We start from the raw sequence: 25231 nt of genomic DNA on the forward strand, positions 1-25231 counted from the left end.
GCGGGTGGGCATTATGCTGGGATGTCCTTGGCTTGGCCGAACATGATCCGCCGTCCGCTTGACGACAGGCTGTTGTTCAATTCGGTGAGGAAAGCGAGTGCCGTCGCGATTGCCGCCGAACGGCTCACAGTCGGGATCGAGAGCCTGACCAGCAGCCCATCGGGCATCCGCCCGGCGAAGTTCTCGCGCGCGACCTGGAGCGACTGCGCCGTGCGATCGGCGGGAAACCGCGTGCCGATACGGGACCAGAACACGACCTGCTCGACATAGCCGTCGGGCCGGGTTGCCGTGAGCAGGCTTGCCGGGATGCGATGCGCGCCCAGGACAAGGGGCAGAAGCCTTGGCTCGGTGATGGTGAACCCTTGCTGCGGATAGCACTCGTCCGGCCGGTGCAGCTCAAGCGAAAGGTTCTGCACGCTGCCGTAGGCGAACAGCGCCATGACCGGCAATCGCATGGGCGCGAGGTAAACCCGCGTCAGCACCTGATCGTAGAGCCGTTCGGACAATTCATCGGTAGGCGGAAGCACGAGTCCAGAGCTGGTCGCAAACCGATAGGCGCCCACTTGCCGGGGGATCGCGGCCGAGAGTTCATCGTGGCTCAGAGTGTCGAACATGCGGACCGGCTTGAGCAGCTGCGATGCTCCGGTAATCGCCAGCAACAGCGATCCCGCCAGCAGATCACGGCGATCGAAACGAAGCCGGGACGGCCCTGCGGGTATCGTCGCGGATGATCCTGTCGTCACGCGCGCTTCCCCTTTCGCAGCAACAAGGGGGCCAAGAGCTTATCGATCGTGACGAGCGTGGTCAGCGCGACCAAAAAGATGAAAAGCCCTGCAACCTCGTGCAGGATGCCCTGACCCAGGGCTTCGCCGCCGTAGTACGTTATCAGCAGCAGGCCGATCACCCGCACGGCGTTGGCGAACAAGGCGACCGGGATCATCAGTATCGCCAGCAGCGCCGCGTATCGCGTATGCGCCCGATGCAGGAGATAGACATAGAACAGCCCGATCGCGGTCAGGCTGACCAGCGAATTCATCCCCGAACACGCCGCTGCCACCACCAGTTCGTACTGACCGATGTAAAGCAGGACACCGTCGCGTGCGGCCGGGTATCCCAGGCCTGCCAGAATCCCGATCGCAGCGTTGGCCACCAGCTCCTTTAGCGAATGGGTGATAGGCACAACGACACTGTCCGGCGGCGGAATGACGAAGGCGAGGTAGAGGATGGGTACGCGAAGACGCTTCCACTGGCTCCAACCCAGAACGTCGTAGAGCGTAAGCGCCAAGGCCAGGTAGATCCCAAGCAGTTGGAGCCATTGCTTGGCGGTGATCGTGGCGACAACGATGCAGCCGCCCAGCAGCACCAGCCCGACCGGGACGAGCCAGCGGGCTGCGGGATCGCGCCTTGCGCGAAAGCCCGAGGCTTCGTGATGCAAAAGCCAAAGTCCTGTCATCAGGATGATAGGGCCGGCCGCGCCCTGCTCGGTCGACCAGTAGTTACGCGCCAACGCGACCAGACCTGGTAGCGCCGTGATCGCTGCGGCAAAGAGAATGAAGGCATGGCGCAACCACCATCCATCGGACGAATGCCCGATCGGCGCGGACGAATCGCTGCCCGTACCAGAGGAATCGTCGCCTCTGGGATGGCCGGCCGCCGACATGCCTTCACCGAAGCTGTCGCCAAGCTCAGTCGTTGTATAGATCAAGGGGGCATCAGCAGACGGCATCGCCTGTCTAGAGCGCATGCGGTCGGCCACCACCAATCAGATCAACTCCATGGTGACGCCATTAGAATGCCAGGATACGCCGCAGCCCCGGTGCGAAGACATAAATCCAACTGCCTCGCCGAGCTTTGGCGAGACAGTGGATCGGCTGCGATCGACAAATCGACTGAAATGCTTTTTACCCGGAATGGATGTAACGACTAGTTATTCATCCCGTCAGGAAAGGTCCGCTGTGCATCCTCGTCATCGTGGCATCGCCGGGATTTATCACAAGCTAGGGCGCGCATCGCGGCGAGAGGTCGCAAATGCAGACAGACCCAACAAATCGTCCCCTCCGTCGGATCCGACGAGATGTTCGAGCGACGACGAAGCCAGCCAATTTGTTGATGACGACCGCATCGGTGGAGCAAGCGGGCTCATCACAGGCGTCAGCATCGGCGTTGGCATCTGGACGGCTATAATCGTCGCCGTTCTTGCCTACCGATAAGGTATCGAAGTGCGAAGCTCGTCACGAGTACGCGCATCCCGACGCTGAGCCCCCCTTCGCAGTTGCAATGAAATTTGCATCCGACATATGCGGGTAATGGTGAATTAGCTCGGAAACCGCGCGAAGTGTTTGAAAACAGATCACCATCCACTACGTATATCTACAGTAGTTACGGTTATTATTTGACGTAAAACTGCGGATTTTAGACAATCAGTTTTACAGCAAGTCGCCTGCGCTAATGGAACTACCCCTCGTTGCGCTGCACAAAAATTCGTGAGAACTTTACATAGGCACAGATTAACTCTGATTCGCCTTTAAAGAAGATACGTATTTTTCCTGTAGGGGAGTTTTAATCATGCCAAGTCGTCAAGTACTTGCCGCATCCGCGCTCATCGCATCGGCACTAACCCTCAGCGCGCCCGCGCAGGCCACGACCTTCGCGGGCAGCGGATCGACCTCGATCACCAATGGCACCGGAGCATTCTACGATTCGGCAATTCCGGCCGGGACCTTCACGGACACGATCGACTTCACCGTACCCACCACGGGCACGGCCGATGTCGGCGTCATCTATCTGAAGACCGTAACCGGTATCAAGAACCTGACGGCACTGTTCAACGGGTCGGCGATCAACTTCGTGAATCTGGGCGGAACGTTGTATTCCGGCGGTCTCAGCAAGCCGGTTTCGGCCGGGCCGCAAACGATCTCGATCAGCGGCCTTTCGGGGGGCGCCGGCTCCTACTCGGGCAACGTCACGTTCTCGGCTGCAGTGCCCGAACTTGCCACCTGGTTGATGATGATCGCGGGTGTCGGCTTCACCGGTTTCGCGATGCGCCGCCGCAAATCGGGTTATCAGGTCAACTACGCCTTCTGATCGTAGCCCCGGAAGCAATTCCGGGGCTATCCCCTTCCCCAGCGACGAGGACGGCCATGCAGGTCAGTGCGACGAACCAGGTTTCTTTCGAAGCCGCGACCCTCTTGCGCGGCGATCGTGACCAAGCAGCGACGCGAGACGCGATACTGACCCGGGCCATGGACATCACCATCGCCCTGACGGCGGTATTGTTGCTGCTCCCGCTGCTGGTGCTGATCATCGTGGCCATGAAGCTGACTTCGCCAGGGCCGGTGCTTTTCGCGCATCGTCGGATCGGCAAGGACGGGAAATCCTTTCCGTGCTACAAGTTTCGATCGATGGTGGTGAACTCAGCCGAAGTGCTGGAACGCCATCTGATCGATTGCCCCCAGGCGCGCTTGGAGTGGTCGCGCGATCACAAACTGCGCAAGGATCCACGTATCACCGCGATCGGTCGGCTACTACGCCGTTCGAGCCTGGATGAAGTGCCGCAGATTTTCAACGTACTGCGAGGCGAGATGAGCATGGTTGGCCCTCGCCCAATCGTCGAAGGCGAGGTCATTCGCTATCGCCAGTACATCGTCGATTACATGAGCGTGAAGCCGGGCATCACCGGCCTGTGGCAGATCAGCGGCCGCAACAACACGACTTACCGCCGGCGGGTGGCGCTCGACACCGCCTATGCGCGCAGCCGCAATGTCGCACTGGACATCGCGATACTGGCGCGGACCGTACCGGCGGTCGTGCTCGGCTCGGGCTGTTACTAGCCGCATCGCGCCGCCAGCCCAGTGCGATCCGAAGATCGCGCCAGGCTGGCGAGCTGGATGACCTAACCGTAGTGAGCGCGGTTTAACCTGTGGCAGGTCCGTTGGGTTCGATATCAGGCGAACTTGCCCTGGCGAGCGATCTCACTCCGAGGCTTGCGGCTGCTCGGGACTTCGCGCTCCTGAAGATAATCCGGCAAGACCTCCTTCGGCGCGATCTTGCCGATCACGAAGGCCGCTTCCAGCCGGTGATCCTCTGGTATGCCAAGCGCTGCTTCCGCTTCACCGAACTTGATCCCGCTCATACCGTGGGTGTGATATCCCATCGCCGAGGCCTGCAGCGCCGCCAATGTCCAGGCAGACCCTGCATCGAAGCTGTGACTATGGTTCTGCGTATCGCCTTTTTCGGATCGCATAAGCGTGTCTGAGACGACATAGACCAGGGCAGAAGCATTCTTGGCCCAGCCCTGGTTGAAATCGACAAGCTGATTCAGGAACAGGTCCCAATTTGCGTCGCCACGCTTTGCATATAGGAAGGTCCAGGGCTGCACGTTATAAGCAGAGGGAGCCCAGCCTGCGGCTTCCAGGATCACGTCCAAATCCTCTTGTGGCATCTCACTCGCATCGAAAGCGCGCGGGCTCCAGCGATCGACGATCAATCTTTCCACTCGGGGATGCGATTTACGATCGGTCATGTGCGTTGATTCCTTTAATGGTTGAAGAGGTAGATCGCGCATTCGTGACAGCTTGGTCGACGATGCGGGAACGGTGAAATTTGGAAAACTTTCAAGTCACGCGTCAGGCAATCGAGGTGCTGTCACGCCATCCGTCTCGGCTGAGATCTTGCGGACGCCGGCACCTCTTCACGGTTAAGTGGCATTCTACGCCGAGCTCCAAGTGATTGCGCGCTTCCATCACCTGCTATTTTGGCGCGCATCGTGAGCTTGGGAAGTCGTAAAAACCGCACCTCGACGATCGAGAAAGTCGAAAGGTCGATGGTTGGCCGGGCCGCATGAGACATGAGTGGTCGCGTCGACCGCTATTCAAGCTTCGCTCCCGCGCCACGCCTGCGTCTCGGCATAGGTTCAGGCTGGTTCATAATCTCAGCGGCCTCACCGCCGTGCTGCGACGGCGCACGAAAACTGATTGCGTCCTGAACGGGGACATAGGTCAAGCACCTCGCCTACTGGGCAGCCGCCCAGTTTTAGCACAGATATAGGGCGCTCAGCACGGACTACCGCGAACAAATGACAGCTTCTAGATTGCATGTTGCAATGCAAGATCGTTGTGCGCAGAAGATTAGGTATGTTTACCAGATCGCGCAGAGATTTCATCCAGCACGGCGCCTTGGCAGTCGCGCTCGGTGCGTCACACTCAGTCACGACCCTTGGTGAGGCGCGCTCTGTACGAGGAGGGTCCCAAGCGACTTTTCGCTTAGGCGTAAATCTTGCCGGAGCGGAGTTCGAAGCCATCGGCAATCGCTGGGGATGGCCGGGGCAGGCAAACCTCGATTACTACCTGGACAAAGGCTTCAATGCGTTTCGCGTGCCGTTCCGCTGGGAGAGACTCCAGCCCGAATTGCAGGGCCCGCTCCTGGATTCGGCCCTGGAAGGCTTGGACGGGCTGGTGACCGCGATGAACGCGAGAGGGGCCGTCGCCATCCTTGACGCGCACAATTATGGTCGGCGCGAAAAGCAAATCATTGGCGTCGATGGCTCCGGAGTGACAACCGACGACTTCGCGGATTTCTGGGGTCGCATGGGTGAGCGTTATAAATCGCGGTCGCTGGTGTGGTACAACCTCATGAACGAACCGCACGACATGCCCGACGCTGCCAATCTGGATGCGCAGAATGCGGCCTGCTCGGCCATCCGCCGGGCGGGAGCATCCTCGAAAGTTCTTTTCTCCGGAAACGCGTGGACCGGCGGACATTCCTGGCTCAAGAGCCGTAACAGCCAGGTCATGCTGGATGCGCATGATCCAGCCAACAATTATGCGTTCGACATTCATCAGTACCTGAACGTGGGCTTTGGCGGATCGGGCAAGGCACCGGTTGTTCCAGGAGCCGGCTCGACCACTCTTCAAGGAGTCACGGCTTGGGCGCGAGCCAATGGCAAGAAGCTCTTTCTGGGAGAGTTCGGCTGTGGTCCCGCCAAGGACTTTCTCACGGAACTCGATGCCTTGCTGGCAACGGTGATTTCGAACAGGGACGTCTTCGTCGGTGCGACGTATTTTGCCGGTGGTGGCAGCTGGGGAAAAAATCTTGGATCGACCGATCCCGTCGATGGGGTCGAGAAGCCCCAGACACGCCTGCTCGAACGATATCTGGAGCGTACGCGTTGAACCACGATCAAGCGACCGGGCAGCCTGCTTCGTGCATTCGTAGCTGAGGCAGACCATGTCGAACCGGCGTATCGCCGCATCCGGGTTCTTCTGGAATATCGTCCAGACCGTCGGTGAGCGGTTCTTCCAGACCGTGGTCTTTTTCGTGGTGGCGCGGCTGCTGGCTCCGACGGCGTTCGGCCTCGCAGCGATGGCCGTGGCACCCGCAGCCGTCGCCGCCGCAGTCATGCAGGGCGCAAGCCAGGTAGTCGTGCAAGATAAGGAACTTCGCCCTTCGTTCGAAGCGGCCGCGTTTTGGGTCAACATGGCTGCCGGACTCGTGCTGGGTCTGCTGATCTTCTTTTTTGCCGGTCCGGTAAGCGTGCTGGTCCGTGCCCCCGAGATCCAACCGCTGATGATGGCGACCGCTTGCGTGCCGATCGTGGCCGCCTTCGGAGCCGTCTCGCAAGGCAAGATGACCCGGCGCTTCGAATTCCGGCTTCTCGCCATTCGCCGCACGGTCGGGATCACCTTGGCCGGGCTTGCCTGTGTTTTGCTGGCTTGGCTGGGTTATGGCGCATGGAGCCTTGTCGTTCAGACCATTCTGACGGCGGCGGTCATGTCGGTTGCCGCTGTCTTTGCCGCCCCGGTACGCATGTTCGAACGCTTCACGAGAGCCGAAGCGGGCGTCGTGGCAAAGCAGTCCGGACTGCTTTGCGCCTCCACCGCCTTGATTCAGGGGAACACCCGCCTGTCGGATCTGGTCGTCGGCTACTTTACCGGACCTGCGGGCGCGGGCGCATTCAGGCTGGCGCGCACGATCATCGACCTCATCCTCAGCTTCACGTTCACGCCTCTTGCCAACGTGCTGCTGCCTATTTTTGCCAAGGCGAACGACGAACCGGACAAGGTGCTGTCGATGTACGTCAAGATCGTCGTGGCGTGCAGCCTCGTGTTTTCCGCAGTGGAAATCTGCACGATCTTCGGAGCCGAATCCTTCAGAACCGTGTTCCTGGGCAACTCCTGGCCGGTCCTGGGATGGGTGCTGATATTCCTGGCACCGCTGTTTCCGACGATGTGCATATCGGCCTCCCAGCCGCTGCTTATCGCACGCGGGCGCTCGGGACCGGTCCTGGCGGCCAACGCGATCAGGCTGGTCACGAGCACGACCTGCCTGGCCTGGGGCGGTTACATGCTGGGCGTGAACGGCGCGGCGATCGGCTATACCGTCTGCACATACCTGGCCTTGTTTGGCATGATCCTGTTCATGCGGCATGAGATACCGGCACTACGCCCCCTCCTCGGCATGCGGGTGCTGATACCCCAAGTGCTGGCTCTGATCGTGGGCTTGGGCGGTTACCTTCTGGCTTTGCGGATCGGGCTCACACCCCAGAGCATTCCCGAAAGCGTGGCAGCACTATCGGTGGCGTTGATAGTCTTCGCTGGCTTGTGCCTTCTGCTTTGTCGGCGCGAGATCGACATTACGATCGACGTGCTACCGACGCCGGCGCCCCTCAAGACGAAACTTCGCAGCTTCCTGAGGCTGCCCGCCCAACGCCAATTTTCGTAAGCCAAGCTATCGTTCTATAAGCTATGATAAACGGCGCTGAACTCTCCGTGCCAATCTGCCATGATCGCGTGGCAGTGTCATCGAACACTCTATTTGGATTACCATATGTCGAACCTGCTGAAGAAATGGGTCGAGAAAGCCAGGATCGCGCGTCATCTCGCGGCGGCATACCAGCAGGTGTTGCGCTATCCGACCGTAAAAAGGCCCAGGGCGCATACGCTGCCCGGCAAGGTCGTCGTATCGCTGACCAGCTATCCCCCACGCTTTGGCACCCTTCACCTGACCCTGCGGAGCCTTTTGGATCAGCACGTCAAACCTGATGAAGTGCAACTCTGGATCGCGTTTAAGGACAAGGATGCCTTGCCCTCGCAAGTCAGATCGCTTGAGAAAGACGGACTGCGCATATTGTTCTGCGATGACATCCGCTCATACAAGAAGATCATCCCCGCGATCGAGGCCGATCCGAAGGCCTACATCATCACTGTGGACGACGACTGTTTCTACCCGACGGATCTGGTCAAGGTTCTGACCGAAGAATTCGATCCAGAAAGGCCAACCATCAATTGCCGCCGGGTCAACCAGATCACGCGCTTCGAGAATGGCGAGATACGGCCCTACCTGGAGTGGAACGGCAATATCTCTGAAGACACCCCCCCAGCGGCGGGCCGTACCGATCTGTTCGCCACGGGCCATGGCGGCGTGCTCTACTTCCCGGGCTGCTTCGATCCGGAAGTCCTGAACCGCGACGCATTCCTGAGCATCTGTCCGGCCGCCGACGACGTCTGGCTCTATTGGATGGCCAGAAAAGCTGGCTCACTGTACCGAAAGGTAGGCGGAACCTTTGTGTCGGCGAATTGGCGGGGAAGCCAGGCTGAATCCTTGATGGCCGCCAATGTGGCCCACTCAGGAAACGATTTGCAGATCAAGCAAATGGCCGCGCACTACGGACTCGTTTGAAACTGCGATTGGCTTTGCGCCGCCACCGAGCCGAGTTCATGGATGATGGCCGGACTTCCAAGCAAGGATGGCTCCAGGTTTAACGGAGGGCTGGGCCGCAAGCTTGGCCCCACCAGCAGACCGCACAACCGCACGAACTGATCCAGCGCGGCGGAGAAACGAAGCGTCGCCAGCAGCACCAGCATTTTCAACGCCGACTTCCCCGCCGTACGGACGAAACCGGCTTTCCCGCCATGGCGGATCGCCACCAGCCCATTGCCAAGGGCATATAGGAACAGCTTGTTCCGATAGTCGTCAGGGATGTCGATAGCAGGGTGATCGAGCTCAAGATCGTGCACGCGCATACCCTTGTGGCCGGCACGCAGCAGACGGATACCAAGATCCGAACCCTCGCTCGAACCATGCAGGCAACCTGGCCCCAGGCAGATATCGTAGGGGTTGGCGACGAAGACCTGACGCGAGACGATCAGTCCAGGCTCCCAGAAATTGCCCGCAATCGTCCTCTCGTCGATCCGCACATCTTCGGAAATCCGGCGACAGACCTGACCAACACCGTCTCCGCATACGTTGGACGTCAGGAAGTCGAAGTCCGAGCCGTCCAGCACGGCTTTAGCCCTGTCGAGATACGCCGCCGACGCGGGAATGGTATCATCATCGAGAAACCACACCCAATCGGCCCGTGCCTGATACGCTCCAAGATTGCGCGCAAGCGAAACTGCGCGCGCACGGCACATGAGAATGCGCAACTTGGGATGGTCGAATTCAGGCCCCGGCAGATCGCTCGACTGCCAAACGACGATCACCTCCTCAAGAAGCGCAAACTCGACGATAAAACGCACGATCTCGAGCAGACGCGCCCGCCTCCCGGGACTGGCGCTTGTCGCGATGACGGCTGAGAAGGGCATCACGCACATTTACGCATTTAGGCACCTGCAAATTGCAAAGGCTGACATATCGAACTTTCAAACGGCCACGGTCGCCAGTGGCGCGCCAACCTAGGCAACGGATCACGATTTGGCTAGAAGCTCTACGTGTTTGTGCTAACGCTTTTCGCAGCTGCAGCAAACGTTGACGTCCGGCGCTTGATTGCAGGAATGGCTTTAAGCAAGGGCTGGCAACCTGGTGAACCTAGGTGAGATGTATACACGCGCCATGCAAAAGCACTTCACGTATTAAATAACGACAGATCTTGAAAATTAACGAACTTGCATTTGCCGACTTCAGCTTTTTCTCTGGGGCGTATAATATCAAAGGAAAGAATATGGCAGAGCGACACCACTTTGCATACCTGGATACTTTTCGCGGGCTGGCAGTGGCTGGTGTTGTCCTAACACATATCGTCTGGTTTTCTGGGCCCGTATCCCCGATGCTTGATAATATCATGCACTTTGGATCAAAAGGAGTCCAGTTATTCTTTTTAGTAAGCGGCCTAACGCTTACCCTCAACTACGACCGCGACCGCCTCGACATACCGTCATTTTTCATCAAACGCTTTTTTCGTATCGCACCGATGTATTATTTGACGACCTTTGCGTATATCGTGCTTGGCCTAACACTTCTTCCAAACATACTCCCAAAAGATCATTCGATTATAAGCGGTTTGGCTGCGCTGACTTTTACCAACGGTTGGCACCCCAACACCGTTAACAGCTTCTCACCAGGTGCGTGGAGCATCGGCGCGGAGATGACGTTTTATCTTTTGTTTCCATTTTTGCTAAAGCTAAAATATCGTAAATGGGCGGCACTGGCTATCGCCGCAGGAAGTTACATTCTCTCGTTTGTTACATACAAAGCGATAATCATGTTCGTCCCAGGTAAACCTGAAGACTTGAGCTACTTCGCTTACTTTTTCTGGATCGTGCAATTGCCTGCATTCACGTCAGGAATTTGCATCGCAGCTTGGCTTCCACATCTACAAAAACACGCGCACCTCGCCAAAATCGTGTTCCCGCTATCGATCGTCCTGACATTGCTTGCGTCAACGACGCGGGGACTGACATCAAGCTACATAGCCGCAGACCTGCTTTTTTCATTGATGGTCACCAGCGGAGCACTCTCCGGTTCGACTCTGCTGAAATCGCCTCTCCTCAAGCATGTCGGGACGGTGAGCTTCAGCATCTACCTCACTCACTTCTTCTTCCTTCGTGCCATCGAAGACCTGCTCCCCAATGCAGGCAGTAAGTATGGCGCGAACCTTGTCGCCATATGCGGCTATGTCGTCGTTCTCATCTGCGCGACTCTCGTATCGACAGCCACATATCACCTAATCGAGTTGAGAGGCAAAAGCGTGGGCGATGCTATCGTAAAGCGACTGAGGGCAAAACGTCAGGATGCCAACTTTGACATGAGATCCCCGACCTGACCCATGGCACGCATGCTGCCTGTCACGGTTCAATTTTGATGTATTCTGGCATATTGATGATTTAACATCGGCGATCTGGCCGGCGGATACCAGCCAGATCCCCTAGGGGCCACCCCATGCTGTTCAGCAACAGCATGGGCATTTCATCATAATCACGCGGCGCTAAGTTCATCCCGTTCCATTATCGCCCTTGGTCTCGCAAGCGGTAAAGTCTGGCGGGCGATGATCCCGACGAAGGTGCCGAGCACTGCAACTGTTTTAATCGACAGAAATGCAGCGCCGAACATTGATGTGACGACCAAGTAGAGGATGATGCACAGCGATATGACCGAGGGAAACGTCCTGCTCACAAGTAGGCCCGATGCGACGTAGACGAGTAGAAAATATCCCATGATCCCTGCGGCACTTGCAAGATACACGACACCGCTATCGCCTGATCTTGAGTCATTCACTAAGCCCAACAGCGCTCCGTACCATGACGACATCAGCGGATCGAAGGTCAGAGAGAGACGATATTCTAACTCCGGATCAATAAGCGGAGAACTGTAGACCAAGGCACTTACGGCGAGCACCACGAAAGGAAGTGCGATAGGAATGATTTTCGGGATTCGTTGGAGAAACTTGAATGAGAGAGCAAACAGAACGATGATGGCAACAGCTAGTCTAGTATCAGCCATAAGGGCAATTAATAGACTATAGCCAATACCATATATTTTAGTAACCGATCTCAAATTTGAGGATAATACAATTATCGCAAGTATGATTGCAAAGTATCCCAGAGAGAGAGGCTCGAGGAAAGGCCCGCCCACGCGGTGATCAACGCCTAGAAAGGAAAATATGTTTCCGTCAGTTCTTTCAGCTCCAACATAAAGCCCTTCATCATCAGTCTTCTTTTGCTGAATGGCTGTTGCCGCTGCCCAAGCACGAGTGTTGTTATAGAAGCTTTGTGGGTTAATTATTTCAGAGTAAGTGGATGGTGACGCAGCGTCTAGTAGGGAGATCGCCAATACAATCCCAAGACCCCAAAAAGCTTTGACCTTGCTATACCGCCCGAGGGCTAGTCCCGCCATAATGCAGATGGGAAAGACGGTGACATCGTATACGTTGCGGATCACCAACTTATTGTTAAGCAAGCCAAGCGCAATTACAAAGAAGACGAGAGCGAGAGCTGAAAATATCAGCCTTGGACTAATCTGCTTGGTATAAATAAGCGAAACGACAAGTATTATGATAGTCAGCGCTACCTGTACGCTTGTCACAACCGTTATGTTGACGCCAAAAACGTGTGCATTGATAAATGATAATATCAGGTTGAGAAAAACGCCGAGAAAGATGCAGTTTTCTAAAAACCCGTGCAGAAGATTATCAAATGTTACCCTGGATGGTGGAGGCATTTGATTTTACCCTAAGATTGCGCGTGCGGACTGATGCGCGCATCGCGGCAGTGATTCTGATTTTCTTGCCAGCCGAACCTTCAGCACACGCTGAAGCTGCAGTTGTTTTTTTATGAAATTCATACCCGTCTCGCAGTCTCGGCCTGGACGCGCAGGGCAATGGCGGACCACGAGAAGTTGCTGTCGATGTGCGCACGTTGTTTCTCAAGCAAGGCGGCGCGGGCATCTTCGCCTTTGAGTGCTTCAATCTTCGCGGCGAGTTCGTCGACGTCGGCCGGGGTGAAGGTCGCGTCCTCACCAACCACGCTGGGAATGCCGCCGACGTTCGATCCGATTGCCGGGGTTCCGCAAAAAACCGCTTCGGCGCAGACCCGGCCGAACTGCTCGCGCCAATTGGGCGTCGGCTCACTGGGCAGGACGAAGAGATCGAGCGCGGAGTAGAACAGCGGCAGCTGCGCCTTGTTAAGCGCCGGCAACAGCACCGCGCCTAGATCCTGCACCGCCGTCGCCACGTCGGCATCGCTCACCGGGCCGCACAGCAGCAGGGGCACTTGCGCCTTGCGGGCGGCGCGCGCGAGCGTCTCCAGCCCCTTCGGCCGCCAGATGCGTCCGGCAAAACCGACAAGCATGCCGCCCGCGAAGACCTCGGCGGTCTGCGGGAACATCTCCTGCAGCTGCTCTCGGGCGGTGGCGATCGGCCGGAAGGACTGCAGCGACACCCCGTTGCCCAGCGGCGCGACGATCCGCGCGGGATCGGCGCCGCGCGCCTTGAGCACGCCGGCGACTTCGGTGTTCTTGGGAAAGATGATGTCGGCGCGGGCATAGACCGATCGCTCCGCCAGGTTGCGGCCCGAAAAGTTGCCCTTCATGTTGATCGCGCTGCTTTCGAGCACGAACACGCTGTCCCGCTTGAGCCGGACCGTCAGCAACGCGGTCAGGGAATGTGGCTCTTCGTGAACGTAGAGGATCTGCGGCTTGTTGGCCCGAATGTAGGCCAGCATGCCGGGGCTGACGTAGGACAGCCAATGCCGGTGCGCGTAGGACTTGAACAGCTTGAGCCGGAAGCCCGGATCGGCGGGCGCGGCGGCGGCGTAATCGACGCCTGCGAACACGGCGGGGCCCAGCACGGTCAGGTCGAACAGCTTGGCCAGTTCACGGAAACGATCGTGATACAGCGCGTTGCCGGCCTCATGCCAGACGAGGGTAAGACTTGGCTTCATGGCTGCAGCCTGCTCCTGACCTCTGTGGCGATATGTCCCCAGCTGAACTTGCGCCGGTAAGCCTCGGCGTCACCGGGTGCAATGGGGATCGCGGCGGCCTGCGTTATGGTTTGCGCCAGCGTGTCGGGCGTGGCGTCGAGCGGGACGAAGCGCGCCCACGGTGGCGCGACGCTGCGATGAATCTCGATATCGCTGGCGACGACCGGCAGGCCAAGGCTGCCCGCCTCGACCAGCGGCATGTTGAAGCCCTCGGCAAAGGACATGCTGACGAAGCAGGACGACTGCTGGTAGAGCGCCAGTAGATCTTCGTTCGAGGCATGACCGTGCCACGTGAGCCGACTGCCGGTTCGGCGAAGCTGTTCGTCCCAGGCTTCGGCGACGGGGCCCCAGCCCTTGCGGCCGACGACCGCGGCGGTCCACTCAGGTGGCAGGCGATCGAGAGCCGCCAGCGGGGCCTCATAGTTCTTGCGCGGCTCGATCGTGCCGACAGCGATGAACTGGGGGCGACGCGCGGTAACGGCGGGCGCCTTCGTCAGGTCGAGACCCGGCGCGTTGCCGATCGGGGCGACAGGCCTCTTAAGGATGGCGGTGAGATTGCGCGCCATCATCTGGGTCGGCGCGAAGACGTGGCGATAGCGCGCTGCGAACAGCGCCTCGAAATGCTTGAACAGCATGCGACCGCGCAGGTTGAGCGCCTTGGTGCGGGTCCAGGGGAAGTCGTCGTGAATAATGCGGGCGACCGGGATGCCCTTTGCGAGGACCAGCGGGCTGGGCGGAAAAGCCGGACACAGTAGAATATCGCTCCGCCCGGTTCGATACGCACTTTGGCCTGGCAAGGTTAGCCAACCCGAAAAGCCTCCCTTTACGCGGATCAGGCCGGGCCCATCGATGACGCCGCTCGACTGGTCGATGTAGCCGATGGCATCGGGGGCGATCTCACGCAGCGCGGAAAACAGGTTGAGGGCATAGCGTTCGATGCCGGTTGTCGCGTTTGGTCGCGTCGCCAGGACCAAATCTACGCCGATTGCCATTACGCCTGCCTCATCTTGTCGCGGGGCCGGCAGTCAGTCCTGCCCATCCCGGTGACGGTGCAGCCTGGCGGGATACACGAAGCGCTACATCGCCACCTGATCCCGCTCATGCTGCATCTGCACACAAGGTCTATAGGTGGTTACACCAAGGAGGAACAGGGTTTAATACGTCCCCAGTCAGCGCGGCTCGCCGTGCCAGAGCCACGCACCGCCCCCGCTGGACTAGTCGTGCGTCTTGGTCAGCAGGTGGTAGACCGCGACAGGATTGGTGCGCAGATACCGGCCGGTCAGTCGCCGCGGCTCCTGCAGCGTGCGGAACAACCACTCAAACCCGGTATCCTGCACCCAGTCGGGCGCGCGGGGCACGCGTTCGGCATAGAAATCGAACAGCCCGCCGCATGTGCGGATCCAGGCCAGTCCGCCCAGCCTAGAGCGATTGCGAAACGCGAATTGCTCTTGATAAGGACTGCCGATGCCCAGCCACAGTACGTCCGCGCCGCTTTCCCGCACTTGTGCGCAGACCTCTTCCTCAGCCTCGCGCGGGAAGTAGCCGTTGCGCGTACCGACGATCTGCAGACCCGGATACGCGGCGACGAGGTTGCGCGCCGCATCATCCGCGACGCCGGGAGCGGCACCCAGGAAGAAAAAGCGGATACCGTCCGCGGCGGCGGCGGCGCTGGCGTCGCGGACGAAGTCGGTAGTGGCGACACGCTCGACCAACGGAGTGCGGCAGAACAGCTTGGTGGCCATCACCAGCGGCATGCCATCGACATCGACGATGTCCGAAGCATCCACGAGGCCGCGGAACTCGGCATCGGCATGGTAGCGCGCGATCACCATCCCGTTCGACGAGATCACGATTCGCGGCTCGGCCAGCGCCCCGCTTCGCGCCTTCAACGTGTCGGCAACCATGGCGGCGGCAAGTTGCGCGCGGTTCATGCGCGAACACACGATGCCGCCGACCGTCAAGGTGTCGTCGTCAGCCCCGCCTGCAGCCTGGTGATTCCGCGCTCTCACCCTTGGTCCAGTGATAACACGTGCACGTCCGACAATACCTTCTCTCCGCAACTGGCCCAAAGCACGCCCGTTCCTGCCGAGCGTTGCAACAGCATCATGGCAGATGCGATCCTCACCAGTCATTTAACCGTATCGCCCCTAAGTCCCGGAGACAATGGACGAGTATGGTCCTGTGCATCCTTGTGACGGTTCCGTGGCTTTATCGCACGCAGATGCCAAGAAAAGCTTAGCGTGGTAACAATGTTGTCGAGCTTGCGGTGAACCGAGGCCTGGGCTGCAGATCGTGCATAAGCAGGCTCATCCGCCAGGCGTACACCATCTCTCCAGCCAGCAATCCCAGGATCGACCACAAGGGCCCCGCGAACATCAACAGCACCAGCACGCCCGCCACCGAGATACCGGCGGAAACCATGCTGGACATCGCCAATGGCCGAAATCGGCCACTGGCCTGAAGCAATGCGCTGTCCGGTGCACGCGCCATACGGATGAAGCCGATTACCATCCACATGCACGCACCGACAACCAGGAAGTGCAGATCATAGCGCGCGGGAAACAGCAAAGTCGGTGCCCAGTGCAGGATCGCTGCGGCCATTGCGGCTGTGCCCAGCCAGACCAGCACCAGCATCATGCGAAAGCCGTTTGCCGCCCGTCGGGCGCCGGCGAGATCATCATTCGCCAACATCCGCGCCATTCGCGCACGTTCGAATTCGGACAGGGCGTTGGTGCCGACCGACAACGGCCGCAGCAACAGCGCGCTGGCGGCGATCGGCGCGAAAGCGGCCGGCCCCGCGATCGCCGTCACCAGATAGGCATGCGCGTTGATCGTCGCCTCGGTCGAAAGCACGCCCAGCAGCGACCAGCGCGCATGCTCTTTCCAGACGATTCGGTAATGTCCGAGCCGGCGCATCGTGCGCGGTGCCAGTTGCGTGGCGAGGTACGGCAACCCGAACGGGACGAGGCCCGCCGCCGCGCCCAGAATCAGCACCGCATAGACCCGCGGCAAAGTGGTAGCCTGGGCGAAGTGCAGGAAGCCTACTCCCCCGGCAAGCACTACGGTGTATGTCAGGTCGGAGAAGGTGGTGCTCAGCTGCCGCTGTTCGGCGTAGGCGAAAGCCCGTCCGTACCAACGCACGAGATAGATCGCGGCATAGACACCAAACAGCGCCGCCGCGCTCGCGCCGATGCCCAACAGCAGGCCACAGACCAGGCCGACGATGCCGATCGCCACGCTGAACAAGGCGTTGCCTGCGAACAGGGCCGCCAGAACGCTTTGCCGGTCGACCTCCGACAGCGACTTTTGATGGATCACGATCAGCAACGGCGCGCAGAACAGCGCCATGGCAATGCCCGAAGAGAACTGCGACAACACCAGCAGGAAGGAGAAACTTCCGAACTGCGCGGCTGGAAGCGCGTGCAGCAGCACCAGCGACAGGGCGAATTGCACACCCGCGGAGGAGATCGGCCCTATGGCCGCAAGGCCATAGCGCAACAGTGTCTTCATTTGCGCGTCCGGCCGACGCCAAGATCCGCCCACAACCGATCCGCCGCCCCCTTCTGGACGACAGCGTCGGGCTTGGAGAATTTGACGATCAGCGCGACCGCGAACATCAGGATGACTTGCGGGATCTGATCGCGCTCGAACAGGCTGGTCTCGGTCGAATTGTGCCCGATGCAGAACAACACCCAGGCGGTGAGCAGCGCACCGGTCTTGCGCGAAAGGGTGACGTTCACCAGCAGTTTGCCCAGCGGGAAGAGTACGCAAGCAAAGACGACGAGCACCAGGCCGGGCAGCCCGATCGTGGCCAGAAGATCAAGGAAGCCGCTGTGGCCCGAGGTCAGGCCGGTGACGAAACCACGTCCATACGTATAGACCGGACTGTCCGAACCGATGTTCCAGAAAGATCCGAAGCCAGCACCCGTCCACATATGATCGCGCCAGTAACCGGCGGTAGCCTGCCAGATCTGCACGCGACCGGTGAAAGCGACAGGGTTGCTCAGGGTCGCGTTGATCGGTCGCCAGAACATCGCGAAACCGATCAGCGCCGCCAGCCCGCCCGTGAACAGAACCGGCAGGAACAAGGCGCGGTATCGCGGCGACTGGATCATGTACAGCAGGCCCCCGGCAATGGCGTAGAGGCCGATGCCGAACGACGTCTTCGATTCCGACATCAGCAGGAAGATCGCCGATCCGACCATCGCCGCCGGCGGAACCCACTTGGGCATGCCCTCGTTATCGAAAGCGAAAGTCACGAAGGTCACCGCGCAGGCAACGCCAGCGTAGTTCTTCTGGATCATGAAGCCGCGCCAGGTGCCGACGAGATCCTTCGAGAAACCATCGTTGCTCTGGTGGATACCCCAGTCGGGAAACAACAATACGGTGATGAAATTGGCGATGAGCGCCACGATCAGCGCCCAGCGAAGCGTGGTGATGAGCCGCCGGAAGGGCAGCTGTGCGACGATCAGGCAGATCGTCCACACCACGACAGCGGTAAGCAGCAGCCTTCGCGCGCCGATGCCCGGCGCAAGCGACCATGTCAGAGTGATGGCGCAGTAGGCAAGCACCAGGGTCAGTGGCCAGGGCACCACCAGCAGCCGCTTGGGATCCTGCAGCGGACGCACCGCATAGATCGCCACGCCCAGTGTCGCCAGGTACGCGGTCTGGCGCGCCAGATTGCCACCGCCCGTGAGCGGCCCGGTGTCAAAGCTCATCAAGGGCGCCAGCATCATCAGCGCGATCAGCATCACCAGCGAGACGACAAGACCGGTCTCGCTTGGCGCCTCGCCTGCGGCGATTGCGCCGGCTCGTGTCCTGGTCGGCGTTCTCACGTCCTTACTCCTTGTTTGCGCGCAAGAATCGGCACACGTGGATGTACCTGCCGTGATGCGCGCGATTGCGCCAGCCCCTGCGTCATCGAGGATGAACCGAGCGCGGGAGATCGCCGAAGCGCGACGCTTCGTAGATCAGCGCTACCGCGAGCATGAAGAAGACCTGCATCAGCATGTCGCGGTCGAACAGGCTCGTCTCGGTACAGTTCTGCGAGACGCAGAAAACAAGCAACGCGATCAACATGCCCCTCGCCGGTCGTGATATGTTTCCACTCAGCATCAACCGTCCCAGCGGCGATATGACCGCCGCCAGGACGGCCAGGATCAGGCCGGGCCAGCCGATGGTGACGAGAAGATCGAGGTAGCCGTTGTGGCCGTTGCCCACGCCCGCCACCCAGGTATCGGTGTAGTGGTTGATCGGGCTATCCGGACCCACCTTCCAGAACGAACCGAAGCCCGCCCCCATGGGATGATCGTTCCAGTAGTCGATCAGCAACGGCCAGATATCGACTCGCCCCGTCAGCACCGTGCGGTCCGATCCCCAGAACGGGGCCAGCAGTTCATCGTGATAGGCGCTGAAGGCGACGACCCCGGTCATCACCAGGGTGGCGACCACGGGGATGACGAAGACGCGGTATGCGGGATTGTAGCGCTGGAAAACGACGCCCAGGATCAGCGAAACGCCCAGCAGGTTCATCGAGGTCTTGGACTGAGTCTTGTAAAGGAAAAATGCGCTGCCGATCAGGGTCAGCAGCTGGACGATGCGATAGCGGCCGGCAAGCTGGCGCGTGTTGAACACGAACACGATGATCGTGATCGAACATAACGGGCCGGCCCAGTTCTTGTGCGGCAGGAAGCCGCGCCAGCTGCCCACCAGCTTGGGGTCGGCCAGTTCGTTGGCCTGATGCACCGCCACCGGGCTGAGCGCGACCGCGAGGAAATTCGCGATCAGCGCCGCCACCAGCGCGACCCTGAGCACCACCACCACGCGGGCATAGCCGATCTCGTCGACCGAGCGGAAGATCACCCACATGACGATGAAGGTCAGCAACAGGCGACGCACCGCGATGTCGGGCACCGCCGACCAGCTTAGACTGATCATGCACCAAACCAGCAGCAGCGAGATCAGCAGCGGAAACGGCACCAGCCGCGAAGGCTTGCGATGCACCTGGGACGACCAGAGCAACAACCCGGTGACAGCCAGATAGATCAGCTGGCGCACGGGGTCGCCATCGACCGCGGCAGCGCTCGAGACCTTGATCTGCAAGGGCTTTGTACCGATGATCACCGTGTACAGGATTACGGCCAGCGAGAGGATCGCGACCCGATAGCGCAGTCTGGAGTTGGTACCTGAGTAAAGCCGTTTGGCGGTGATCAGCACCAGCGCCGGCACCTTGTGCGCCAGCCGCCGGACGAAACGTTCAGCGAAGAACACGGCGGTACTTGGCGACCATCGCGGCAAAGGTGAAATCGCGCGCGACCTGGCCCGACAAGGCGCTCCAGCACCGGTACTCGTCGGGATTGTCGAGCAGGCCCTCGCAGACGGAGGCAAGCCGGTCGACATCGTCAAGGCCGACGCTTTGCGCTCGTACTTCGCCGTCGGGCCCGGTTACCGCCTCGATCTGCACCGGGATCGCGGACACGACAAGCGGCAGCCCAAGCCTGGCCGCTTCCAGCAAGCCGAGGCTGTGCCCTTCGAAGCGGCTGACCTGGACGAAGACATCGCACCGGGCGAGCAAGGCCAGCGCCTCGGTTCGCGGACGATAACCGTGGAAGACCACCCGCTCCTGGATGCCGAGCGCGACGACCATCGCGCGCAGCTCGGCCTCGTCGGGCCCATTGCCCACGATGTCCAGCGTGACATCGCGCATGCGCGACAAGGCACGCAGCAATAGCGGATAATTCTTCTGGTAAGCCAGCCTTCCAGTCGCGACCAGGCGCCGGCCATGCGCCCGATCACGCGACCGATCCTGCCCCAACCCGTCGAGCAAGCGCTCGATCTGCGGCGGCAGGCCGTTGTGTATGGTCGCGCGCTTGGATCGATAGCGCGCCGGTTTGGCCGCCAACGATTGCGCGACGGTGTCCGACACGCTCACCACTGCCGCAACATTCCCAAGCTTGCCGCTCCAGCCGTCGATCAGGTCGAACGCCCGGCTATGCGTTTCGGTGGGGGAATGATGCGACACGATCACGCGGGTCGACGGGCTGAACATGCGGGCGAAGATCGGCACCACGACATTGGCGGCGGGCATGGCCGTGACGATAGCGGCCGGCCGGGTGCGGCGCAGCCACCGGGCGAGCGATGCGAGTAGCCGCAGCTGCCCGACGATGCCGTTCGGCTTGGCGGACGCGAGATGGTGCCAGCGCAAGGCTCCAGGTTCGTCCGCAGCTGGCTGGACCGGGTAGAGCGCGGCAAGCCCGGTCGGCATGCCTTCGGCTTGCAGACCTTCGGCGAGGTTCGCCCACAATTCACGGATTCCGCCCGAAGGGTGCGTGCTGAAAAAGTATGTCGAACGGGCTTCCAGCTGCATGATATCCTCTACATGCCGCCAGGGCCGACTACGTCCAACTACTAGCTAAATGTTTCGATTACACCCCATAAGGCGCGAGGGTTTGCGCGCATCCGTCCTATTTCAGGCCGGCGGTCGGTTTGGGCGCGCGGATAGGCCCGCCCGTGCTAGCGCGCCTTGCGAATGAAATCGAACAAGGTGTCGTTCAACTGCTTGCGCCCCGGAGGAACGTCGTCCGCGGCCGGGGGAAGCAGATCGCGGGTGAGCAGGTCGGGCAGCATGGCGATGTCGTCGGCAATATATATGCCCGAGTGATCCCGCAAAGCCGTGGCGGTCGCGACCTGGTGGTTGGTACGATGCTCGTGCAGCGATGCCTGCCGCGGCACAAGGATGATTGGCTTGCCATATCGACGCGCAAGCAGGACCGTGCCGATCCCGGCGTGCGCAACGATCCGGCTGCAGCGGCGCGCCATGGTATCGAAGGCGACCGGCTCGACAATCGAGGCGAAGCCCATGTGCAGCGGGGTGTACTTGGTCTTGCCGGTCTGTGCGAACACCGTCTCGCCCAGCGCGGGGGCAAGCTCGTCCACCGCACGAATCAGGCGATCGAAGGGTAGCTGCGTTCCGACGGTAAGCAGGATCAAAGCAGGCAACCGCTGAACTGTGCACCGGTCTCTTCCGACACTTTTGGCCATTGGGTAAGCCACACCGAGGAGAACAGGCGGGCAAAACGGCCGCTGATGGACAGGCGCTCGGAATTGGCCAGGCTGTCGATCCACACGGTGCGCGCGCCCATGAACCGCCCTAGCATGAGGCAGGCGAGCCCCGGCAACGCACCCGTGGTCACCACGACCCTGGGGCGGACCTTCACCACGATGCGCAGCGCGGCGACCACCGTCCGCAGCGCTGCCATGGGCACGTGGCGGTTCGAATCGGGGATGACGAGGCTCGTGGCGACGCCATCACGCCTGACGACGTCCGGGTTTGTCGTGACATACACGGTGGCGAATTGATCCAGGGTAGGCCGCAGCAACATCAGCTGCTCCCAGTGGCCGCCACCGGATGCTACCGCAAGAACAGTCGTTCGGCCATCGTGTAAGCTGCTCATAATGCTCCAGGGCTCATGGAGCCATCCTCAACGCAAACTATCGCAGCGCACGTGTTCTCCCGCAAGTCAAAGCTTGCGGCCCGTTGTTTTCTACCGGGACACATCGCGCCTCGACACGGATCGCAACGTGGCGCCGCATGCATTCGAGCCAAGGAAACGGCCGGGACTTTCGCTGCGCCAGCTATGCCGTGAAAGCGTCAACAAACGCTTGATGCTCCGCGTTGGGCAGACCGCGCCCGCACCCTGTTGCACGCCGATGGATGGCGTGATGCCCAACATCCATCTACGCGAGTGTCCAGGCGGCCCGACAGTCCCGGCCATCCAAGCCGGTCGCGGTGGGCCACCCCGACACCCGCAAAGACCTTACACGAGAATGAAATCGGTCGCCGAAAGCATGCCCGACGCCTTGATGTTGGCGATCAGGATCGCATCGGCACCTCCCTTGCCATCGGCGTCGTAGTACAGGTTCTGGCTGGCCGCGTCGTAGAGCACGTGGGTATTGGCATCCTGCGCCACCTTGCCCGCCGCGAACATCTTGGCATCCAGCGTCGTCCCTGCGTTCAGGGCAGAGAAGATGTCGTGATCGAGGGCGATCTTGTCCTGCTTCAAGGTGAAGCCGGTGATCGTGTCGAACTCGCCCTTGCGAATGTCGGTGTCGAAGAAGAAGCGATCGACCCCGGCACCGCCCTTGAGCACGTCGGAACCCGCGCCACTGTGGAAGTCGGTGGCAAGGGCAGAGCCCTGCATCGTATTGGCGAGCGCGGTTCCGTCTAGCGATTGACTGATGGCCTTCTGGTTGGCGTCGAACGTTATCGAGGTCAGCGATCCGTCCTTCTGTAGATAGACGTCCTTTCCACCGGTCAGCACGTTCTTCGCATCGTAATGCGTATAGGTGGTGTGATCGGCGTAGTACCGCACCTGGTCCGCGCCCAGCAGCTTGCTCGCACCATCGTAGTGCGAGGTCATCACGATGTCGGAGTCGGCAGCCGCGGAGAACACGACCTTGTCGCGTGCCTGCAGCACCCAATTCGCATCGTACATGTAAGTGCTTGTGCTCGTGGCGCTGGAGTACACGGTTGTCGCGCCGGTGAAGGCCCAGTTCGAACCATAATGCAGCGTGGTGTGGGCGCCATTGGTCTCGGTGTACATCTGATCGGCGCCGATCAATTTGTAATTGGCGTCGAAATGCTGAACTTCGGTGCGACCATTGCCGATGTCGACCGTCAGCGACGATCCCGTCACCTTCCAGCTGGCGTCGAACTGGCTGACCGACGGCATGCCGTCCTTGGCGAAGTCACGCTGTTCCGCTCCGGTGAACTTGCCGGCCGCATCGAAATGCTGGATCTGGATCGAGGTACCGAGGTTCACGATCAACTGCGAGCCGCTCAGGGCGCCGAGCAGTGTGAACTCCTTGATCGAGACCGAGCCGTCGGCGTTGGTCGTCGAAGTCTGCGTGCCGATCTTGTGGCCGTTATCGTCCACCGCCGCCTTCGTCGCGTCGGTCACCGCGGCCTTGAAATTGTCCTGGGCGAGCAGGGAGGCCTTGGTCGGCACCGGCTTGCTCGACACCGGCTGAACCGTGTCCACCGTGGTGCCCGATCCCGTCACCGTCTTGGTCGTGATCGAACCATCGGCATTGCTGGTCTGCACCGACAGGTCGAGGTTGTTGATGACAAGCTTGCCCTGACCGCCGTTGACCTCGGAACCGAATTCGAGCGAGCGGATATACTCGTCCTTCGACACGATGTTGAGCTCGACCAGCTTCTGCATGATTGCGCCGACATCCAGGTTGCCCTTGGGGATGTCACGGTCGAACACGACGGCGGTGTAGGTGCCCTCATGATAAATGGTCGCCTTGGCGTCACCCCACTGGTAGGTGCCGACGACCTTACCGAAGGCCTCGAACCCGCCCTTGTGCACCCAGACCATGATCTCGTTCGAGACATACTGCTTGCCGATCGCCTTGGGATCCTTGCTCAGCCAGATGTCGTACGACACGTTGAATTCGGCCAGGTTGCCCGAGAACGTGACGTCGTAGTCCGCCTTCAGGCCCACCATGTTGGAAACCTTGACCGGGAACACCGCAGCCTTGTCGTTCGGGTTGCTGGTCGCGATGTCGAGCGGGCTGTGGCCGAAGATCACCTCGGGATAGGCGAGGATCTTGGCGTTGGCGGCGTTCGAGATCGGGTAGCTCCACTCGAACGTGGTGCCCGCGGTAGCATCCTTGGGGTTGAAGACGCTCTTGAGCGTGAAATCCACGCCCTCCTTGAGGTTGGACGAGCCCCAGGCGTTCGTCAGCACGACCCAGCCGTTGTAGTTGCGGCCCTGGTAGGCCTGCAACGCCATCTGATCCACGCCCACGCTCAGCCCGGTCGAGGGCAGGTTGAAATCGGACGCGCTCAGCGTGTTCAATTTGACATCGCGCAGCGTCAGGGTTTCGCCGTTGCCCAGCTTGAACACCGTGTCCGCTCCGGACTGGGTGCCTGCCGCCTTGAGCTGGGAGAACGACGTGAACCCGTAGGTCGCCATGTTGACGATGTCCCAGCCGGGCTTGAAGTTCATGATGGCGTCGCTGCCATTGCCCTTCTCGATCGTGAAGATGTCGGCGCCCACGCCACCGACCAGCACATCGTTGCCCTTGCCGCCGTTCAGCTTGGCACCGGCGGTCCCGGCGATCATCAGGTTGTCCAGAGCGTTGCCGTTCGCCCAGGTCGCGCCAGCAGAGGACAGCACGACGTTCTCGATATTGTCGGCCAGGTTGATGCCGCCCCAGTAGCCGACATACACCGTATCGTTGCCGCCATTCGCCTGCTCGATGATCGTCGCGCCCGCGCTCCACAGCTTGTAGACATCGTCACCGCCCAGCCCGGCGACCTTCTCGGTCGTGGAGACATCGAAGACGTCGTTCTTCACGGTCCCGGTCCGCGACACCCCGAGCGTGCCCGTCATGGTCCAGTTGTTCGTGCCGCTGGTGAGGCTCAGGGATCTTCCGGTGGATGTCAGATACATGCGCAATTCCTCGTTGGTCATCTAGGTGTTTATGCCCAGCTTCTTCCAAACCACCTGACAGGTGCGGTTAACGCGCTG

At 60.3% G+C, this 25231-nt stretch carries 21 protein-coding genes; 6 read left to right on the forward strand and 15 right to left on the reverse strand.

Annotated features, from left to right (window positions below):
* Nucleotides 1-11: 11 nt before the first annotated feature.
* On the reverse strand, nt 12-743 hold the full coding sequence (locus ACXJ1Z_RS05695; RefSeq protein WP_463780193.1) for an exosortase C-terminal domain/associated protein EpsI: 732 nt from the start codon (nt 741-743) through the stop codon (nt 12-14).
* A complete protein-coding gene (gene xrtV / locus ACXJ1Z_RS05700; protein WP_463780194.1) occupies nt 740-1705 on the reverse strand; it encodes an exosortase V in 966 nt (321 codons plus the stop codon). Before xrtV ends, ACXJ1Z_RS05695 begins: the two co-directional genes overlap by 4 nt.
* Before the next feature lie 860 nt (nt 1706-2565).
* Here xrtV and ACXJ1Z_RS05705 point away from each other — a divergent pair.
* Entirely contained in the window at nt 2566-3084 is a 519-nt protein-coding gene (locus ACXJ1Z_RS05705; RefSeq protein ID WP_463780196.1) for an FxDxF family PEP-CTERM protein, read from the forward strand.
* 104 nt (nt 3085-3188) lie between these two features.
* Nucleotides 3189-3830 (forward strand): sugar transferase, encoded by a 642-nt coding sequence (locus ACXJ1Z_RS05710; RefSeq protein WP_488199533.1) that lies wholly within the window; start codon nt 3189-3191, stop codon nt 3828-3830.
* Between the two features lie 113 nt (nt 3831-3943).
* On the opposite strand, the gene ACXJ1Z_RS05715 is transcribed toward ACXJ1Z_RS05710, so the two are convergent.
* Nucleotides 3944-4522 carry a nitroreductase family protein gene (locus ACXJ1Z_RS05715; RefSeq protein ID WP_463781176.1) on the reverse strand — a complete coding sequence of 193 codons (579 nt, stop codon included), beginning with the start codon at nt 4520-4522 and terminating at the stop codon, nt 3944-3946.
* Nucleotides 4523-5093: 571 nt separating this feature from the next.
* Between ACXJ1Z_RS05715 and ACXJ1Z_RS05720 the strand changes: the two genes are divergently transcribed.
* The 3 genes from ACXJ1Z_RS05720 (at nt 5094) to ACXJ1Z_RS05730 (ending at nt 8676) form a co-directional block, all read left to right on the forward strand.
* Complete coding sequence (locus tag ACXJ1Z_RS05720; RefSeq protein ID WP_463780201.1) at nt 5094-6170, forward strand: glycoside hydrolase family 5 protein; 1077 nt, start codon at nt 5094-5096, stop codon at nt 6168-6170.
* 55 nt (nt 6171-6225) lie between these two features.
* Nucleotides 6226-7719, forward strand: a complete 1494-nt coding sequence (locus ACXJ1Z_RS05725; protein ID WP_463780202.1) for an oligosaccharide flippase family protein — start codon at nt 6226-6228, stop codon at nt 7717-7719.
* 105 nt (nt 7720-7824) lie between these two features.
* Complete coding sequence (locus tag ACXJ1Z_RS05730; protein WP_463780203.1) at nt 7825-8676, forward strand: glycosyltransferase family protein; 852 nt, start codon at nt 7825-7827, stop codon at nt 8674-8676.
* On the opposite strand, the gene ACXJ1Z_RS05735 is transcribed toward ACXJ1Z_RS05730, so the two are convergent.
* The gene (locus tag ACXJ1Z_RS05735; protein ID WP_463780205.1) at nt 8661-9584 is read right to left on the reverse strand and encodes a glycosyltransferase family 2 protein; all 924 of its coding nucleotides are present in this window, start codon (nt 9582-9584) and stop codon (nt 8661-8663) included. The two genes, ACXJ1Z_RS05730 and ACXJ1Z_RS05735, sit on opposite strands and share 16 nt — an antisense overlap.
* Nucleotides 9585-9865: 281 nt before the next feature.
* On the opposite strand from ACXJ1Z_RS05735, the gene ACXJ1Z_RS05740 reads away from it, so the two are divergent.
* Entirely contained in the window at nt 9866-11038 is a 1173-nt protein-coding gene (locus ACXJ1Z_RS05740) for an acyltransferase family protein (protein WP_463780207.1), read from the forward strand.
* A gap of 152 nt (nt 11039-11190) precedes the next feature.
* Here ACXJ1Z_RS05740 and ACXJ1Z_RS05745 read toward each other — a convergent pair whose 3' ends face one another.
* From ACXJ1Z_RS05745 to ACXJ1Z_RS05795, 11 genes are all read right to left on the reverse strand, one after another.
* Complete coding sequence (locus tag ACXJ1Z_RS05745) at nt 11191-12432, reverse strand: hypothetical protein (RefSeq protein WP_463780208.1); 1242 nt, start codon at nt 12430-12432, stop codon at nt 11191-11193.
* Nucleotides 12433-12551: 119 nt separating this feature from the next.
* Nucleotides 12552-13652: a glycosyltransferase family 4 protein gene (locus ACXJ1Z_RS05750; protein ID WP_463780210.1), complete on the reverse strand. Its 1101-nt coding sequence runs from the start codon at nt 13650-13652 to the stop codon at nt 12552-12554.
* On the reverse strand, nt 13649-14683 hold the full coding sequence (locus tag ACXJ1Z_RS05755) for a glycosyltransferase (protein WP_463780211.1): 1035 nt from the start codon (nt 14681-14683) through the stop codon (nt 13649-13651). The genes ACXJ1Z_RS05750 and ACXJ1Z_RS05755 overlap by 4 nt, the downstream gene beginning before the upstream one ends.
* Nucleotides 14684-14905: 222 nt before the next feature.
* The gene (locus tag ACXJ1Z_RS05760; protein ID WP_463780213.1) at nt 14906-15700 is read right to left on the reverse strand and encodes a WecB/TagA/CpsF family glycosyltransferase; all 795 of its coding nucleotides are present in this window, start codon (nt 15698-15700) and stop codon (nt 14906-14908) included.
* 226 nt (nt 15701-15926) lie between these two features.
* Entirely contained in the window at nt 15927-17201 is a 1275-nt protein-coding gene (locus tag ACXJ1Z_RS05765; RefSeq protein ID WP_463780214.1) for a polysaccharide biosynthesis protein, read from the reverse strand.
* Nucleotides 17198-18526 carry an O-antigen ligase family protein gene (locus ACXJ1Z_RS05770; RefSeq protein WP_463780215.1) on the reverse strand — a complete coding sequence of 443 codons (1329 nt, stop codon included), beginning with the start codon at nt 18524-18526 and terminating at the stop codon, nt 17198-17200. The genes ACXJ1Z_RS05765 and ACXJ1Z_RS05770 overlap by 4 nt, the downstream gene beginning before the upstream one ends.
* 82 nt (nt 18527-18608) lie before the next feature.
* On the reverse strand, nt 18609-19961 hold the full coding sequence (locus tag ACXJ1Z_RS05775) for an O-antigen ligase family protein (protein ID WP_463780217.1): 1353 nt from the start codon (nt 19959-19961) through the stop codon (nt 18609-18611).
* Complete coding sequence (locus ACXJ1Z_RS05780; protein WP_463780219.1) at nt 19948-21057, reverse strand: glycosyltransferase; 1110 nt, start codon at nt 21055-21057, stop codon at nt 19948-19950. Before ACXJ1Z_RS05780 ends, ACXJ1Z_RS05775 begins: the two co-directional genes overlap by 14 nt.
* Before the next feature lie 146 nt (nt 21058-21203).
* Entirely contained in the window at nt 21204-21680 is a 477-nt protein-coding gene (locus ACXJ1Z_RS05785; protein WP_463780220.1) for a glycosyltransferase, read from the reverse strand.
* Nucleotides 21677-22144, reverse strand: a complete 468-nt coding sequence (locus tag ACXJ1Z_RS05790; RefSeq protein WP_463780221.1) for a glucuronosyltransferase — start codon at nt 22142-22144, stop codon at nt 21677-21679. Before ACXJ1Z_RS05790 ends, ACXJ1Z_RS05785 begins: the two co-directional genes overlap by 4 nt.
* Nucleotides 22145-22507: 363 nt before the next feature.
* Nucleotides 22508-25153, reverse strand: a complete 2646-nt coding sequence (locus tag ACXJ1Z_RS05795; RefSeq protein WP_463780223.1) for a calcium-binding protein — start codon at nt 25151-25153, stop codon at nt 22508-22510.
* Nucleotides 25154-25231: the final 78 nt, after the last annotated feature.

It is taken from the genome of Novosphingobium sp. TK46 (assembly GCF_055361525.1).